The organism is Bacillus sp. FSL W8-0920, assembly GCF_038593215.1.
Lineage (GTDB): Bacteria > Bacillota > Bacilli > Bacillales > Bacillaceae > Bacillus > Bacillus pumilus.
The window spans coordinates 2,638,391-2,655,946 of sequence record NZ_CP151974.1 but is presented as its reverse complement, the minus strand read 5'-3'; the positions used below and the strand labels follow the sequence as shown (position 1 = coordinate 2,655,946).

17 protein-coding genes are annotated in these 17,556 nt (G+C 41.1%); 11 read left to right on the top strand and 6 right to left on the bottom strand.

Annotated features, from left to right (window positions below; translation table 11 throughout):
* Positions 1-85: 85 nt before the first annotated feature.
* The 6 genes from NSS78_RS13430 to NSS78_RS13405 form a co-directional block, all read right to left on the bottom strand.
* Positions 86-1,006, bottom strand: a complete 921-nt coding sequence (locus NSS78_RS13430) for an iron-hydroxamate ABC transporter substrate-binding protein (RefSeq protein WP_137055339.1) — start codon at positions 1,004-1,006, stop codon at positions 86-88.
* Between the two features lie 202 nt (positions 1,007-1,208).
* Positions 1,209-1,808 (bottom strand): response regulator transcription factor, encoded by a 600-nt coding sequence (locus NSS78_RS13425; RefSeq protein ID WP_050943572.1) that lies wholly within the window; start codon positions 1,806-1,808, stop codon positions 1,209-1,211.
* Positions 1,805-2,941 carry a sensor histidine kinase gene (locus tag NSS78_RS13420; RefSeq protein WP_003216252.1) on the bottom strand — a complete coding sequence of 379 codons (1,137 nt, stop codon included), beginning with the start codon at positions 2,939-2,941 and terminating at the stop codon, positions 1,805-1,807. Before NSS78_RS13420 ends, NSS78_RS13425 begins: the two co-directional genes overlap by 4 nt.
* 116 nt (positions 2,942-3,057) lie before the next feature.
* Entirely contained in the window at positions 3,058-4,113 is a 1,056-nt protein-coding gene (locus NSS78_RS13415) for a fatty acid desaturase (RefSeq protein ID WP_212046211.1), read from the bottom strand.
* Between the two features lie 189 nt (positions 4,114-4,302).
* Positions 4,303-5,745 (bottom strand): DEAD/DEAH box helicase, encoded by a 1,443-nt coding sequence (locus NSS78_RS13410; protein ID WP_335353031.1) that lies wholly within the window; start codon positions 5,743-5,745, stop codon positions 4,303-4,305.
* Positions 5,746-5,997: 252 nt separating this feature from the next.
* Positions 5,998-6,801: an NAD kinase gene (locus NSS78_RS13405; protein ID WP_003216672.1), complete on the bottom strand. Its 804-nt coding sequence runs from the start codon at positions 6,799-6,801 to the stop codon at positions 5,998-6,000.
* A 445-nt stretch (positions 6,802-7,246) separates the two neighbouring features.
* Here NSS78_RS13405 and sppA point away from each other — a divergent pair, with 445 nt between their 5' ends.
* The 11 genes from sppA (at position 7,247) to NSS78_RS13350 (ending at position 17,546) form a co-directional block, all read left to right on the top strand.
* Positions 7,247-8,248 (top strand): signal peptide peptidase SppA, encoded by a 1,002-nt coding sequence (gene sppA, locus NSS78_RS13400; protein WP_342468137.1) that lies wholly within the window; start codon positions 7,247-7,249, stop codon positions 8,246-8,248.
* A gap of 14 nt (positions 8,249-8,262) precedes the next feature.
* Positions 8,263-8,784, top strand: coding sequence for an RDD family protein (locus tag NSS78_RS13395; RefSeq protein WP_050943577.1), 522 nt, complete (start codon positions 8,263-8,265; stop codon positions 8,782-8,784).
* A gap of 99 nt (positions 8,785-8,883) precedes the next feature.
* Positions 8,884-9,591, top strand: a complete 708-nt coding sequence (locus NSS78_RS13390; protein ID WP_050943578.1) for a DUF2953 domain-containing protein — start codon at positions 8,884-8,886, stop codon at positions 9,589-9,591.
* Between the two features lie 14 nt (positions 9,592-9,605).
* The gene (gene ytfJ, locus NSS78_RS13385) at positions 9,606-10,058 is read left to right on the top strand and encodes a GerW family sporulation protein (RefSeq protein WP_003216488.1); all 453 of its coding nucleotides are present in this window, start codon (positions 9,606-9,608) and stop codon (positions 10,056-10,058) included.
* A gap of 112 nt (positions 10,059-10,170) precedes the next feature.
* Positions 10,171-10,671 (top strand): thiol peroxidase, encoded by a 501-nt coding sequence (gene tpx, locus NSS78_RS13380; RefSeq protein WP_003216787.1) that lies wholly within the window; start codon positions 10,171-10,173, stop codon positions 10,669-10,671.
* Between the two features lie 88 nt (positions 10,672-10,759).
* Positions 10,760-11,734, top strand: a complete 975-nt coding sequence (locus NSS78_RS13375) for a class I SAM-dependent methyltransferase (RefSeq protein WP_003216620.1) — start codon at positions 10,760-10,762, stop codon at positions 11,732-11,734.
* 229 nt (positions 11,735-11,963) lie between these two features.
* A complete protein-coding gene (locus NSS78_RS13370; RefSeq protein ID WP_003216471.1) occupies positions 11,964-13,148 on the top strand; it encodes an acetate kinase in 1,185 nt (394 codons plus the stop codon).
* 104 nt (positions 13,149-13,252) lie between these two features.
* Positions 13,253-13,768 carry a MogA/MoaB family molybdenum cofactor biosynthesis protein gene (locus NSS78_RS13365; protein ID WP_034620671.1) on the top strand — a complete coding sequence of 172 codons (516 nt, stop codon included), beginning with the start codon at positions 13,253-13,255 and terminating at the stop codon, positions 13,766-13,768.
* A 175-nt stretch (positions 13,769-13,943) separates the two neighbouring features.
* The gene (locus tag NSS78_RS13360) at positions 13,944-15,155 is read left to right on the top strand and encodes an argininosuccinate synthase (protein WP_003216486.1); all 1,212 of its coding nucleotides are present in this window, start codon (positions 13,944-13,946) and stop codon (positions 15,153-15,155) included.
* The gene (gene argH, locus NSS78_RS13355; protein ID WP_003216440.1) at positions 15,152-16,525 is read left to right on the top strand and encodes an argininosuccinate lyase; all 1,374 of its coding nucleotides are present in this window, start codon (positions 15,152-15,154) and stop codon (positions 16,523-16,525) included. The genes NSS78_RS13360 and argH overlap by 4 nt, the downstream gene beginning before the upstream one ends.
* A gap of 118 nt (positions 16,526-16,643) precedes the next feature.
* Entirely contained in the window at positions 16,644-17,546 is a 903-nt protein-coding gene (locus NSS78_RS13350) for an aminoglycoside phosphotransferase family protein (RefSeq protein ID WP_335353033.1), read from the top strand.
* The last annotated feature ends 10 nt before the right edge of the window (positions 17,547-17,556 follow it).

Here is a 17,556-nt window from a genome sequence, read left to right as displayed (position 1 = left end):
GCTTGTATGTCATTGTAGCGGAAAAAAGATGCTGCCGCTAGAAGCAGATAAGAAAAAAGCAAGGGAAGGGCTCCCTTGCTTCAGTTTATTTACCTAAAAAGTGCTTTTTAAAGAATGATAGTTGATACTCAAGTGTGAGCGGATCATTAAAATAGAATTCTTCTGCATTTGCCACATACACACGATGTTTTTTCACAGCTGGGATGGACTTGTAAATTTCACTGTTTTGATAGGAATTGTCCATTTCGCTGTTTTTACTAATGATCATATAGTCTCCAGCAAATTCAGGAATAACTTCTTGTGAAACCGCATAGTAGCCAGCCTTTAATGCTTTTTCTTTCACTTTTTCAGGCATTTTTAGTTTCATTGCTTGGTAAAGAATTTCTGTGCCGCGGCCCCATGCATCTCCAAACACGTAAAGATCTTTTGTGCCACTTTCAAACACAGAAACCGTCGCATCCTCGCCGATTTTTGCTTTAATTTCTTTTCCAGCTTCAGCTGCGCGTTCTTTAAAATCTTTTACCCATGCTTTGGCTTCTTTTTCTTTGTTTAATACTTTTCCAATTTCAATATGCTGCTGTAGGTAATCGACTTTGTTATACGTAAACAAGACGGTGGGTGCAATTTTTTTTAGTTTTTCTACATTTTTTGTATTGCTTAAGCCAATGATGACATCAGGCTTTAGCTTCATGATTTTTTCGACATTGGCATCCGACACTTCTTCCACATTTTTTAATTCCTTTTGGAAGCGTGGGTTCTTTTTTGACCAAGAGTCGACGCCGACCAGGTTCACACCAAGTGACATAACATTACCAGTGTAAGAACCAAGTACAACGACACGTTTTGGGTGCGCTGGCAGCTTCACAGGGCCATTTTCAGATTCATATGTAATTTTGTCTGATGCTGTTGATTGATTTCCTTTATTTGAGGAAGAGCTGCTGCTATTGCCACATGCGCTCAATGCAAGTACAAAGATGAGCATCAGAGGGAACAATATTTTCTTCATGAATGTAGACTCCTTTGAAATCGGCACATTAGCCGGGTATTTGATTGTATGAGTGATAATGATAATTATTATCACTTGGATATCATATCATAGAAGTGCGGTCTGTTGTCAATTACATTTTGATAGTTGGTGATAAAAAATAGGAGAGGAGATTTTTGGTAGAAAAAAAAGATCAAGGCAGCATGTGTCCTGATCTTTTTTCTTATTTAAACCAGCCTTTTTCTTTTGAGCGTGTAATGGCTTCAATGCGGTTTTTCACTTCTAGCTTATCTAAAATAATGGAAATGTAGTTTCGGACAGTGCCGCTTTTAATGCTGAGCTCCTTCGCAATTTCTTTTGTGTTTTTGCCGTCGGCAACGAGTTCAAGGACTGATTTCTCTCGATCTGTTAAAGGGTTTTCGTCACTATATAAGTCTTCCATTAATTCAGGGGCGTACACCTTTTTCCCTTTCATCACACTGCGAATGGCACTTGCCAGATCTTCACTTGGACTATCTTTCAGCATATAGCCGCTGACGCCAGCTTTGAGCGCCCTTTGGAAATAACCAGAGCGGGCAAAGGTCGTTAAAATGATGATTTTTACATTTGTTCCTTTGAGCTCTTCCGCTGCATCAAGTCCCGTTTTTCCTGGCATTTCAATATCCATTAAGCAAATATCAACAGGGTGTTTTTTGGCAAAATCGATGGCGTCCTGACCGTTCGTACCTTTTCCAACAACCGTCATATCGTCTTCTAAATCAAGAAGTGAACCGAGCGCACCGAGCAGCATTTGCTGATCTTCTGCGATAAAGATGTTGATCATTTCATCCCCTCCTTGTCTTTTGCTGCTGAATCATTTGGAATGCTCATGATCAGCTTTGTTCCGTCCTTTGTCTCAATACGCAGGCGCCCATTTGCAAATTCCAATCTTTCTCTAATTCCTAAAAGGCCATGCCCCTTCATTGGAGAGAGTGGATCATCGCCTTTAAATGTCCCGTCATCCTCAACGGTGATGATAGCTTCCTTTGATTTTTGATGAATGGTGACTTTGCAAACGGTCGCATCACTATGTTTGACGACATTTGTCACGGCCTCTTTGATGCACATGCTTACAATGTTTTCGTTAAGAAGAGAGATGTGTTTTGGCGCTTCCTTTTCATCATAAATCAATTCAATCCCCGCTGCTTCGAGAATTTGCTCGATGTTCGACATTTCATCCTTGATCCGAATACCTTTCATGGAGGAAACAATTTTCCGCACTTCATTGAGAGACGTTCTGGCTGTTTGCTGGATGCTTTTCAGTTCGGCGCGTGCCTGCTCTGGGTCTTTATAAACCAGTTTTCGGGCAAGATCACTCTTTAAACCGATGAGGGAAAGCTTTTGTCCAAGGGTATCATGCAGATCACGTGCAATGCGCTGCCTTTCTTCAATTTTTACAAGGTCAGCGATCCGTTCATTGGCATCTTCTAATTTCTCTTCGAGCCGTTCACGTTCCTTCCTGCTTCGAATGCTGAGAGGGAGGAGAATGGCACTAATGAGTGTAATGAGAACCAAGGGGATTTGCGTGAGAAACCAGCCCTTTTTTAAGATCAGACTGAAGTTTACAGCAATGGCGGCGCTCCCGACATGAATATAGTATAAGATATAGAAAGGTACTTTTCTTTTAATATGCCCATTGAAATAGGCGATGCAAAAAGCGAAATAAATGTAGCTGTAGAGCATGACATAGCCAGTAGAAATCGCAATCAAGAGAAGGCCTAATACATATAAAGACCAGCCTTTTGCGATAAAGGCAAAACGATAGACAGCGAAAAAGACAACGTTCAAAATAATGCCGATTACAATGCCTAAAGTCGAAGGAGCCTTAATGATAAAATAAAAGGGAAGGATGAAAAAAATGGCCCATATATAGGGAGAAATCCCATGTAATTTTTGAATTTTTAACTGTTTTTTCATCCGTGTGCCACCTTTTCCGTTTTCGTTCTTTTTCCTTACTTTATCAAATTCAACTTATGGTTGCATCCTGTAAATGACAACAAGCTCCTTCTAGTGTAAGAAAGAGCTTGCACCAATTATGCATTTTTCTTTAGAATGTCTCCTTTAATGACAGGTGCGGGCATCTTCTTAGATTGCCGTGCTTCTTTAAAGGTAACGAATGCTTTCGTTTCTTCATCCCAAAGTCTAAATTTCATTGATTCGATACTTGTTTTTAAAGTGATGGTTGGAACATTTTGAAGCGGCTCACTATGCTCATGTGCATGCTCCAAGTGATAATTTGGTACCCTCGGACTTAAATGATGGACATGGTGATAACCGATATTACCTGTTAACCACTGAAGAAGCTTTGGCAATTTGTAAAAAGAACTGCCTTCTACAGCTGCCTGCACATAATTCCAATGTTCATCTTCTTCAAAGTAAGAATCCTCAAATGTATGCTGCACATAAAACAGCCATACACCGATTGATCCTGAGATCAGGAAGATTGGACCTTGGACAAGCAGGAACTCCTGCCAGCCAAAAAGTAGACACGTTGCAGCTGCTAGCGCAATGATGCTCACATTTGTGAAATACGTGTTCCAGCGCTCTTTTTTACGAGCATTTTTGACGTTGAAACGGTTTTTTAAGAGAAAAACAAAGATCGGTCCTAAAATAAACATGACAAAAGGATTGCGATAAAATCTGTAGCGAAATTTCGTCCATGCAGATGCTTCTTGATATTCTTTGACTGTCAGGAGCCAAATGTCACCAGTACCTCGTTTGTCTAAATTACTGCTTGTGGCATGGTGAATTGAATGATCTCTTTGCCATTGAAGATAAGGGAAAAGGGTGAGTACACCCGTTATGAAACCAAACAGGTGATTCAGCGGCTTCTGTTTAAAAAAGGATTGGTGGCAGCAGTCGTGAAAAATAATAAAGACACGTACTAAAAAACCAGCTGCAATAACCGCAAAGAAGAGGGTTAAAAGGTAGGAGATGTTCAGGCTATAATAGGCAAGAAACCAAAGCCCCAAAAATGGAATAAATGTATTAATGAGTTGCATGATACTTTTTTTTGAATCAGCACCAGAGAATTGGCCAACTTGTTTTCTTAAAGTGGCTTGCTGCTGTGTGTTTGTTGAAGTCGTCATGAACGTTCAAGTCCTTTCCGTTTCTTTCTACTTCAAAGTATAGAAGGAAAGGTGTCATGCTCATAGTAGCACCCATCATGTATTTAATATGACATTTGTCATGTTGATTGCAGGAAAGGCTGACGGTATCAGGGTTTGTAAGCTTATTTTATTTTAAATAAAAAAGTAAAGGCGCTTAGCCTTCACTTTTTATGAACGTGCTTCATGAACTTTTAACTGCTTGCCTTTAATGGTTGTGTGGCGCATAGCATTTAGCACAAGAGGGCCTTTGCCGTTTAAAATATCGACATAAGTTTTCGTATCTTGAATGGTAATAATCCCAATGTCATCAAAGGCAACGCCTTCTATTTTGGCAATGGTCCCAACGAAATCAACGGCCCGCAGCTTTTTTTTCTTCCCACCGTTAAAATAAAGCTTCATAATATCTTTCTCAACGCCCGCCTGTTTATTTTCCTTTTGAACTGGCGTTTCAATCTTTTCTTCAAAGCCTTCTACATGCGGCTCTGCATCTTCCTTTGTTGGATAAGGCTGCGTTTTGAAATCAATACCTGCTTCCTGCTTTAATTCATCAATTAGAGGTTTTGCATTTTTCGTCATAAACGCAATGGTTTTTCCGCTTTTTCCCGCTCTGCCTGTTCTTCCTGTTCGGTGAATATAGCGCTCTTTTTCATAGGGGAGGTCATAATGAATCACATGTGTCATGTCACTGACATCAATGCCCCGGGCTGCTATATCGGTTGCGATCAAATAACGGAATTCCCCGTTTTTGAATTCATCCATAACAGCGAAACGGTCTTCCTGTCTCATGCCTCCATGAATTTTGTCACAAGGCACATCCCAATCATCCAGCTTCATCGTGAGTTCATTGACTCGATCCTGTGTATTACAGAAAATAATGCAGCTATCTGGATTTTCAATGACGATCGTACGCTGAAGAAGAGAGAATTTCGCTTCTTCTTCCGTTTCAATCACGGTGTGGGTGATTTGTTGTACAGACGTTTCCGCGCGTGCAATTTCAATCACTTTTGGTGATTGTAGAAACTGTCCACTTAATTTCTTCATCTCATTAGACATAGTCGCTGAAAACAGCATCGACATTCGCTTTGGCGGCAGATACTGAATAATAGAAGAGACTTGATCAATAAATCCCATGTTCAGCATTTCATCCGCTTCATCTAACACGAAAAATTTGAGGTTTTCTAATGAAAGAGTACCTTTCTCAAGGTGATCCAAGACTCGTCCTGGTGTTCCGCACACAATGTGGTTTTTTTGTGCAAGCTCTACTTTTTGGGCTTGAAAAGGGGCTTTTCCATAAATGGCTGCGGCTTTAATTCGTTTCAATCGTCCAAGGCTTGTAAGGTCCTGTTTTACCTGCATGGCGAGTTCTCGCGTTGGAACGAGGATGAGGGCTTGAGGTTTATTTTCAGCCCAATCGACCATTTCACAAATCGGCAGACCATAGGCTGCGGTCTTCCCGCTGCCAGTCTGAGATTTGACGATCAGATCCTGCCTTGAAAAAGCAACGGATAATGTCTCGTGCTGAACAGGTGTAGGTGTATGGAAGTGAAGTGCTTTTAGCGCTTGTTTTAAATCATCGCTTAATGGATATTGATCAAATTGTTGTAATGTCATCGTGTTCTCCTTTTCGTACATTCATACTTGTGACATCATACCATAATCATGACCGTGAATGAAAAGACATGAAAAAAAGCCCCGTAAAGGAGCTTTCAGCGTGTAGACAAACCCTCGCATTCGGTGTCAGATTTGCGCTCCGGTACTCACGAATGTAAAATTCGCTCCGTTCCGGTGCTCACTCTTCCTAGACTTCAAAGGTTTTCTATCACGCTGAAAAGAAAACAAAAGCCCCGTAAAGGAGCTTTTTGATTAAAGGAATCTGCGTTTTACTTTTTCCCAGTAGGAGTTGTCTTTTAATTTTACCGTTTTAATGACTTTTCCTGAAAGGCCGATGTCGATTTGTTTGACGTGTTTCGTGCCAAGCGCTTCGTTATCAAGACCGATAATCGGATGGTCGTTTCCGTCCTGCACAACCTTTAGCGTTAGCTTGCGGTCACTGCTTAAGATGAAAGGAGCGCCCAGTGTACGGTACGAGTTGTTGTTTAGCGATGCAAGCTCTGTAACTTGCATACAAGGGAGCATCGGATCAACCACGGCGCCGTTTACCGATTTATTGTAGGCTGTTGAGCCAGTCGGAGTAGAAATAATCATTCCGTCTCCTCTAAATGTTTCAAAGTGGAAATCATCTATATACACATCGATCACAAATGTTTTAATAATGCTTGAGCGGATCGACAGTTCATTTAAGCAATGGAACTGGTTTGTACTGTCAACGCTTACATCAATGATCGGATATTTTCTCACTTCAATCTGTTCAGTGTTCATGGCATCAATCATTTTATCAAAATGTTCTAATGAAAAATCGCAGTATAGATGCGAATTCTCTGTTTTTGATACCCCTACATACAAGCAGTCATCCCGGAAGTTCGTTTTGCGGACTGCTTGAAGAAATGTGCCATCTCCGCCAATTGAAGCAATAATATGGGCATCCTCTGCACGCTTGACGACTTGAAAGCCTTGATCGGTAGCGAGCTTCTCCAGAGAAGAAATGTGTCCATCCAATTCATGATCTTTTTTGTAAAAGAAAAATACATTGCGACGATTGTCTGTCATTGACGTTCTCCCCTTCGTTGTCAAAAGTAGATTTAGAGTAATAAAGGGCTTACATATGAAGCCTTGCTCACATTTTACACTTTTTTCATATGAAAGTAAAAACATTAGAAAAACCTTCATGATGGTGGCATTCGTTTTTAGAAATGAGTCAATGTAAGGGATTTGAAAAGGGCAGAATTTGAGCATAATTGAATAGCTGTTTTCTTATGAAAGAGTGGCTTAGGTGTTTTGTTGTGGTGAAGACCTAGCCTAATAGGTGCAGAGAGAGGATAAAAAAGCCAATTTTTCGTCACACGTATCTCTTGGCAGACGATGTAAAGTTGATCGTGAAAGAAGAGAGGTGCTATCATATGATGAAATGAAATGTAAAAAAACCACAATTCCTGTGAAACATTTCATGTGAATATTCGTATCAATGAAGAGAGACAAAAAGGAGGAGAAAAAGATGAATGCGAAAAGATGGGTAGCGTTAATCATTGCACTTGGAGTTTTCGGATTTTCAATTGTGATTAGTGTCACGACGGCTTTGTATGAAAGCTTCAATGACAATAAAATGAGCTATCAATTTGGGGATGAAATAGAAGAGAAGGTACTAGAGGATGGAAGCGGTGCTGGAAAAATAGCGGTTCTTGAGATTAATGGAACCATTCAAGATAATGGCGGCGCATCAAGTCTGTTAGGCGGAGAAGGCTATGATCATCGTGCATTCCTCAAGGAACTAGAAAAAGCGAAAGATGATGCTTCAGTAAAAGGTGTACTGCTACGCGTTAACTCTCCTGGCGGCGGTGTCTATGAAAGTGCAGAAATACATAAAAAATTAGAAGAAGTGAAAAAAGCGAAGAAGCTGATTTACGTCTCCATGGGCTCTATGGCAGCTTCTGGCGGCTACTACGTATCAACTCCAGCCAAAAAAATCTTTGCTTCACCTGAAACATTAACAGGATCGTTAGGTGTGATCATGCAAAGCTTGAACTATTCAAAGCTGGCAGATAATTTAGGTATTAAATACGAAACAATTAAGAGCGGAAAATTCAAAGACATCATGTCGCCAAATCGTGACATGACAAAAGATGAGCGCGACATCATGCAAAGCATGGTGGATAACTCGTATGAAGGATTTGTCAAAGTCATCTCTGAAGGACGCGGCATGTCAAAACAGAACGTCAAGAAAATTGCTGACGGCCGGGTCTATGACGGAACACAGGCGAAATCGAACGGATTAGTCGATGAGCTTGGATATTATGAAGATGCAATCAAAGCAATGAAGAAAAATGAAAAAGGGTTAAAAGGAGCGACAGTGATCAGCTATTCTCAAAGCTTTGGCTGGAACTCTCTCTTCAATATGAGCGCAAGCAAACTCTTTAAAAGTGAAATTGATTTTCTCAATCTAAAAGAAACACTGGCTGGCTCAAATGGGTCTAAACCGATGTATCTCTATTCAAAATAAAGGAGGGATCATAGATGGATTCTACATTCGATGAAGTAACCGAAAGCCGTAGCCAAGAAGAATCGAATCCGGCTCTTGCGAAACGTGCAGTGATTGAAGCACAGGCGTTTGCAGGCTTTTGGATTAGGTTTTGGGCGTTTATTCTTGATTGGCTCGTCGTCTGGGGTGTCAACCATTTGACGGTTTCTCCAATCTTTAGTCTGTTCGGCTGGTCCAAAGGAGGAGGATGGTTTTCTCCATTCTCCGTCACAACGACGATTGTATTCCTGCTTTATTTCGCCATCATGACGAAATTCTTTCAGCAAACACTTGGGAAAATGGTGTTTGGAATCAAAGTGGTCTCACTTCAGCCTGAAAAGAAGCTGGCATGGGATGTCATTTTCTTTAGAGAGATTGTAGGACGCTATATCAATACGCTCTTTGTTCTCTATGCTGTTGTTGGATTCACACCGAAAAAGCAAGGGGTTCATGATTACTTTGCTGATACGGTGGTCGTCCATGAACACCTATATGAAAAAACAGAAGCAAACGTATAATCAGAGGAGTTTGGCCGGGTACCGGTCAAACTCTTTTTTTTATGATTGGGTATAAAATCCAGAATGAGAGCCATAATCGTAGAGGAAGCATCATTTGTTATGAAGGAAGTGAGCACAGTGCTTTACGTTTGGATCGCAGCTTTTTTGTTCCTTGGAATCTTATTAATCTTCATGAAAGTGACCATTTCACTGGATTATTCACATGCAAATGACGATGACCATCTTGCACTGAAGATCATCACCTTATATGGAATCATCAGACTCAAAAAAGACATTCCGATGGTGAGGGTCAATCCAGAGGATCAAACGATTGATATACGTGAAAAGAAAATGGCGAGCGCCAAAACCCCTAGTCACGAAAAAGAATCCATACATAAAAAAGTGGGAAAACGTGATATGAAGCAGATCCTTCATCAAATGGAGCGCATCACAAAAGAGATCGTCGATTTAAACCGGATCATGCGTAAATTCTTCATTCGCATGAGAATTGTATCGTTTCACTGGTCAACATGGATCGGCTTTCATGACGCCGCTTTGACAGGTGTAGCAGCCGGCGGTGTATGGTCAGTGAAAGGAGCACTACTTGCCTTTATGCAGGAGCATCTCACCTTTAAGCATAAACCGGTATATGAAGTCATTCCTGCCTTTCAGCACAATGTGTCACAGACCCAGTTTACATGTATAGCTTATTTTCGTATTGGACATGCTATGCTTGCAGCCATTCGTTTACTTGTTCATTGGTTAAAAGGAAGAAAGGCGAGAAAAAATGCCTCTCTTCAAGCAACGAAGAATGAATCATCTGTTTAAGGAGGAACCCGAAAATGGCAGATCATCCAATCCAAGGTCTTATGAAGACAGCGATGGAAAACTTAAAAGAAATGATAGATGTAAATACGATCATCGGCGATCCAGTCGAAACCCCTGACGGCAGTGTCATCCTCACTGTGTCGAAGGTTGGTTTTGGATTTGCAGCCGGCGGCAGTGAATTTAACGGGAACCAAAAGAAAGAAAAACGTTCTGATGATCAAGAACGAAAAGAACCGAGACTCCCATTTGGCGGAGGAAGCGGCGGAGGTGTGTCTATTACACCAATCGCCTTCTTAATTGTCGGAACAAACGGCGTTCGAATGCTTCATTTGGATGAACATACACATCTGCTTGATAAAATATTGGATTCTGCTCCTCAAGCAATTGAACGTCTTCAGCACATGTTTAAGAAGGATGAACGGGAGAACCGTCATAAAGAACGAAAACTAGATGACATAGACCTTTAAAAAGTTAGCTGCGCTGCAGTTAACTTTTTTTTCAAAAGCGAAGATTAGGCTTTGCAGTTTTTTGCTTTCTCTACTATGATAGAACCATACATTTGATAAGGGAGGAATTGTTTTGGCATCGATCACATTTAAAGGGAGTTCTGTCACGCTTGTAGGAAATGAAGTAAAAGTAGGCGAGCAGGCTCCGGATTTCACGGTATTAACGAACTCACTAGGGGAAGTTTCACTTTCTGATTTAACAGGAAAAGTGACGATCATCTCAGTGATTCCTTCTATTGATACAGGTGTGTGTGACGCACAAACAAGACGTTTCAATGAAGAGGCAGCCGGTTTAGGTCCGGTCAATATCTATACAATTAGTGCAGATCTTCCATTTGCACAAGCACGCTGGTGCGGAGCAAACGGAATTGAAAATGTCGAAACATTATCTGATCACAGAGATATGTCATTTGGTGAAGCATTCGGTGTGTATATGAAAGAATTGCGTTTATTGGCGCGTGCAGTTTTCGTATTAGACCCTAATGGGAAAGTGGTTTACACTGAATACGTAAGCGAAGCAACGAATCACCCAAATTATGAAAAAGCCATTGAAGCTGCAAAATCACTGTTATAAAAGCAGCATCGACAAGAGCTCCGGCTTCATACTGGGGCTCTTTTCAATGAGAACATATAGCTTTTAACAAAGCGAGGAGAGAAAAGCATTGCAGAAAGATCAAGTAAGTACGATTTTCGAGCTGCTCGATACAGCTTCTATTCGATTAAAAAAGGACCAAAGCATTTCCTATATTGAGGCATTAGCTGAAGCAGGAGAAGCCTTTTTCCAAGCAAATGATCGAGACGGTTTACTAAAGGATTTAATAGAGAAAGCAGATTTTGCCTCTTATGATCATGAGCAGATTCGTAAAGCGTTTCAGCTCGCCGTATTGAAAGGACAAAAGGATATTTCCCATCCAAATCGTCAGATGACACCAGATACGATCGGGCTGTTTGTCAGCTACTTGGTGAATAAATTTTTAGAAGGACAAAAAGAGCTAGTTGTCTTTGATCCAGCAGCAGGAACAGGGAACTTACTGCTTGCTGTCTTAAATAATCTGACTGCAGAAACAAAGCGCGGCTTTGCGTCTGAAATTGATGATGTCCTCATTAAAATTGCATGGGCACAGGCGAACTTGGAAGAGAAGGAAGTCGAGCTTTTCCATCAAGACAGTCTTGAGCCGCTTTTGATCTCTCCAGTAGATGTCACTGTATGCAGTCTGCCAGTTGGTTATTATCCAAATGATGAGCGTGCAGCAGACTATGAATTAAAGGCAAAAGAAGGACATGCCTTTGCGCATTATTTATTTATTGAACAAAGCCTTCGTTATACAAAAGAAGGCGGCTTCTTGTTCTTCATCATTCCAAACGATTTGTTTGAAGGAAAAGAAAGCGTGCAATTAAAGGACTTTATCAAAGATCATGCATATATGAATGCATTAATTCAGCTGCCGGTCTCCATGTTCAAGGACAAAAAGCACGCCAAAAGCTTGTTTGTGATGCAAAAGAAAAAGGAAGGGCTCGAAGCACCAAAACGGATGCTGTTTGCCAATCTGCCGTCTTTCTCACAAAAAGAATCAATGTTGGGTGTAATGAGAAAATTAGACCAATGGTTTATAGAAGAAAAAGAAACGAAAGAATAGCCAGAGTGATGTCTGGCTTTTTTATTATTCAGAAAATATCGACTTATCGATGTAAGCGATAACAGTTCGAAGGTGCACTTGAAATGCAAAGTTTTCAATGTTTAAATGAAAAAGTCAGATATTTTTCGGACTTATCGTTAAACTATAAAAGACCCGTCATACAGGTTGAATATAGCACCGGAAAAAACGTGAAACCTTATATAACAACTGAGTAAAAGGAGCGACAAGAATGTCTAAAATTATTGCAATCAACGCAGGAAGCTCATCTCTTAAATTCCAATTGTTCGACATGCCAGAAGAAACCGTTTTAACAAAAGGTCTTGTTGAAAGAATCGGAATGGACAACAGTATCTTCACGATTTCTGTAGATGGAGAAAAGAAAACAGAAGTCACAGATATTCCAGATCATGCAGTAGCGGTTAAAATGCTACTTGAAAAACTAATTGAATTTAACATCATCAAAGACTTTAATGAAATTGATGGCGTAGGACACCGTGTTGTTCACGGTGGAGAGAAATTCAGCGACTCTGTTCTTTTAACTGATGAAGTCATCAATGACATTGATCAGCTTTCAGAGCTAGCACCACTGCACAACCCTGCAAACGTTGTAGGAATCAAAGCATTCAAACAAATTCTGCCTGACGTACCAGCGATTGCTGTGTTCGATACAGCTTTCCACCAAACAATGCCAGAGCAGTCTTACCTATACAGCCTTCCGTACGACTACTACAAAAACTTTGGTATTCGTAAATACGGATTCCACGGGACAAGCCATAAGTTCGTAACAGAGCGTGCATCAGAGCTATTAGGCCGTCCTCTTGAAGAGCTTCGTCTGATCTCTTGTCACCTTGGAAATGGTGCGAGTATCGCAGCAGTTGAAGGCGGAAGATCAATCGATACTTCAATGGGCTTCACGCCGCTTGCGGGTGTTGCAATGGGAACACGTTCAGGTAACATTGACCCTGCCCTTATTCCATTTATTATGGAGAAAACAGGACATACAGCTGAAGAAGTACTTTCAACTTTGAATAAGAAGAGTGGTCTTTTAGGTGTGTCTGGTCTATCAAGTGACCTTCGTGATATTGAAGAAGCAACAGAAGAAGGAAACGACCGTGCAGAAGTAGCTCTTGATATTTTTGCAAGCCGTATTCATAAATATATCGGTTCTTATGCAGCGAGAATGAATGGCGTAGATGCGATCATCTTCACAGCTGGAATCGGTGAAAACAGTTCAGAAGTAAGAGCACGTGTCCTTCGTGGTCTAGAATTCATGGGCGTTTACTGGGATCCTTCTCTTAACAACATGAGAGGCGAAGAAGCATTCATCAGCTACCCGCACTCTCCTGTAAAAGTGATCGTTATTCCAACGAACGAAGAAGTCATGATTGCAAGAGACGTTATGCGCTTAGCGTAATCAAAATGAAGAAGCTCTTTTCCAATAAGGAAAAGAGCTTTTTTCTGTTAAAAGCAGCATGCTATAATGTTGTCCAATACGAAGCAAAAGGGAGCGGTGCGAAAATGGGCGTGACAGAACATAAACGTGAGGCGAAAGCGAGGCTTTATGTGAAAGTCATTACGGTCAGTGATACAAGAACGAAAGAAACAGATAAAAGCGGCCGTCTGATGATTGATTTGCTTAAAGAACAGGGACATCTCATTCTTGCATATGATATTGTAAAAGATGACATTGGAGCGATCCAAGACGCTGTGCTAGAGGGAACAAGCGAACCCAAAATAGATGCCGTCTTGTTAAACGGAGGCACAGGAATTGCCGCAAGGGATGTCACCATTGAAGCGATCACCCCGCTTTTCTCCAAGGAGCTGCCTGGCTTTGGCGAAATTTTCCGCATGCTAAGCTATACAGAAGACATCGGTTCAGCCGCTATGTTGTCCCGGGCAGCGGCAGGGGTCGTCAATCAAAAAGCCGTCTTTGCCACACCAGGCTCTACTGGAGCTGTTCGTTTAGCCATGACAAAACTCATCATTCCAGAGCTTCCTCACGTCTTACGAGAGCTTGAAAAGGATCAAAAATAGCCCAAAATGACTCTGCCAAGAAAATTTGGCGGAGTTTTTTTCATAAAGGGGTTGAAAAAACAATTTTTCCTTGTTACAGTGTATACATACTAAATGCATGTTTATAAATTAAAACTTATTTTTATGCAAAAAAAACATTCACAGAATCAAAACAAGTGAGAGGAGCTTTTCAATCATGTCACAAAATAAAAAAGTCGTATTAGCATATTCCGGAGGTCTTGATACCTCTGTTGCAGTTAAATGGTTACAAGAGCAAGGATACGAAGTCGTCGCTTGCTGCCTAGACGTAGGTGAAGGAAAAGACTTAGCATTCGTTCAACAAAAAGCACTTCAAGTCGGAGCGGTTCAGTCTTACATGATTGACGCAAAAGAAGAATTCGCAGAGGAATTTGCACTAACTGCCTTACAAGCACACACAATGTATGAAGGGAAATATCCGCTTGTATCTGCATTATCTCGTCCACTTATTGCAAAAAAACTAGTGGAAGTCGCAGAGAAAGAAAATGCAGTAGCGGTTGCGCACGGATGTACTGGAAAAGGAAACGACCAAGTCCGTTTTGAAGTATCCATTAAAGCGTTGAATCCAGACCTAGAAGTTCTTGCACCAGTGCGTGAGTGGAAATGGTCTCGTGATGAAGAAATCGATTATGCACAAAAACATGGTATTCCAATTCCGATTAACTTAGACAGCCCATATTCAATCGACCAAAACCTTTGGGGCAGAAGTAACGAGTGCGGCATTTTAGAAGATCCTTGGGCTGCACCGCCAGAAGGAGCGTATGATTTAACGACGCCACTTGAAAAAACACCTGACACACCTGAAATCATTGAAATCACGTTTGAAAAAGGAAAACCAACAGCTATTGATGGTATTCAGTATTCCTTATCAGATCTTATTCTTCATTTAAATGAAGTCGCTGGTCAGCATGGGGTTGGCAGAATCGACCACGTTGAAAACCGTCTTGTAGGCATTAAATCTCGTGAAGTGTACGAATGCCCAGGTGCTGTCACACTTCTAAAAGCACATAAAGAGCTTGAAGACTTAACGCTAGTGAAGGAAGTCGCACACTTTAAGCCAATCGTTGAACAAAAAATGGCTGAATTAATATACAACGGATTATGGTTCTCACCTCTTAAAGGAGCACTAGATGCTTTCTTACAAGAAACACAACAGAACGTAACAGGTGTTGTACGTGTAAAACTATTTAAAGGCCATGCCATTGTTGAAGGACGTAAATCACCATATTCACTTTATGATGAAAATTTAGCAACTTACACAAAAGCAGATGAATTCGATCATGATGCAGCGGTAGGATTTATTAACCTTTGGGGCTTACCAACAAAAGTGAACAGCATCGTGAATAAAAAGGAGCAGGTTAAAGCATGAAAAAGCTTTGGGGAGGCCGATTTCAAAAAACACCAGAAAAATGGGTCGATGAGTTTGGCGCATCCATTCATTTCGACAAACAATTAGTCAAAGAAGATCTGACCGGCTCCCTTGCTCATGCAAGTATGCTGAATACATGCGGTATCCTGGGCGATGACGAGGCCGCTGCCATTAAAGATGGATTGAATACGCTCATGAAAAAGGCAGAGGCAAATGAACTCGAATTCTCAGTGGATTATGAGGACATCCATTTAAACCTTGAAAAAATGCTCATTGATGAGATTGGTCCGCTTGGCGGCAAATTGCATACAGCGAGAAGCCGGAATGATCAGGTTGCCACTGATATGCATTTATATTTGAATAACCAAGTAGAGCATATCATTGAACTGATCTCTTCCTTTCAAACAGTGCTTGTGGAAAAAGCAGAACAGCACGTTGAAACGATTTTTCCAGGTTATACGCACTTACAGCGTGCACAGCCTATTTCCTTTGCACATCATATGCTCGCCTATTTCTGGATGCTAGAGCGTGACAAAGCGCGTTTCCAAGATTCTTTGAAGCGAATTAACGTGTCTCCACTTGGATGCGGGGCGCTAGCAGGAACGACATTCCCAATTGATCGTGAATATACAGCGGAGCTGCTTGGTTTTGATCATATTTACGAAAACAGCCTTGATGGCGTAAGTGATCGGGATTTCATTTTAGAGTTCTTGTCTAACAGCAGCCTTGTCATGATGCACCTCTCACGTCTTTGTGAGGAAATCATTTTATGGTGCTCTCAAGAATTCAAATTCATTGAGCTTGATGACACATATGCAACAGGCAGCAGCATGATGCCGCAAAAGAAAAACCCGGATATGGCAGAATTGATCCGCGGGAAAACAGGCCGTGTATATGGCAACCTGATGGGGCTTCTCACCATTATGAAAGGCTTGCCGCTTACGTATAACAAAGACCTGCAAGAAGATAAAGAAGGCATGTTTGATACAGTCAAAACCATCGCCGGCAGCCTGCAAATCTTCACAGGCATGATTCAAACAATGACAGTGAACGAAGATGTCATGAAAAAAGCAACGAAAGAAGATTTCTCAAATGCGACCGAAGTGGCAGACTACCTTGCGAAAAAAGGCATGCCATTCCGTGAAGCACACGAAATCGTTGGCAAGCTCGTGTATACATGCATTCAAAAAGGCATCTACTTAAGTGATCTTCCGTTTGAGACATTTACAGAAGCGAGCGATCTTTTTGAAGAAGACATTTACACCGTTCTTGATCCTTATGTTGCTGTTGAAAAAAGAACAAGCGCAGGTGGAACTGGATTTAAACAAATTCAGCTCGCTTTAGAAAAAGCAAAAGCCTGCCTAGCATAACTGACCAAAACCATTCGTTTATACGGATGGTTTTTTGTAATGGAACAAGGAAATTGATCATCATTAGAGAAGTTGAAAGCATACCAGTGCCAAGCTAAAGAGGGAGTGACAGCAGTTCATGAAGAAAACGCTTCAGGCTTTGTTTGACCAGCCCATCGCCTCAGTTAAGACGTTAGGAGAACAGTACGACGGACGGGCCAATGATGTGTGGCTGATCTCCTTACAAGACAAAACGGAATATGTGGTGAAATCTCCTAAAATGACAAAAGCAGAAAGTGAATTTGTATATGGGATCAACATGATCTATGGGGTCAATGCCGATATGGGACAAGAGCATCTCGATCAAATCAATGAAAAGCTGGCTCTGACGAATTCCTTTCATATTCCGGAAGTTGTTCGTAAAGTGAAGATGGCGGGGAGACATTATGATGTCATGGAAAAAGTAGAAGGAACACCTTTAACATCTTTTAAGGGACGTTCATCAGATTTCTATTTGGATTACGGGAGGAAACTAGCACATCTTCATTCACATCGAACTCACTCCTTCGGTACTATATACGGAGCAGAAAAGAGACATTTGAGTGAATTCCATGCTCTTTTAAAAAGGGCTGTGTCTAAACTTATAAGCCGCTATTACGCTGATCAGCCTGAATTTCAGTGCTATGGAGAAATGGTGCAGCAAAAGCTAGACCACCTCAGTCCTCCTGATTCAGCCAGTCTCATTTTAATTGATTTAGATCCGTCGCAATATATTGAAAAGTATGATCAAGTGACGAGTCTAGTTGATACGGAATACGTCGTATTTGGACCAGCTGCGTTTGATTTTATTGCATTGGAATACCTTTTGACGAAAGAAGCTGCACACGATGTTCAGTTGGGCTATGAAGAGATTTGCCCGCTTCCTCGCCAGCTTTATGAGGTGAGAGAATGCTACCGTTTTGTTTCGCTGCTTCTTGATATTCATGGCTCGTGGGATATCCAAAAGTGGATGAATCATCCTTCATTTTTTCATTCTAAATAGAAATAGCAGA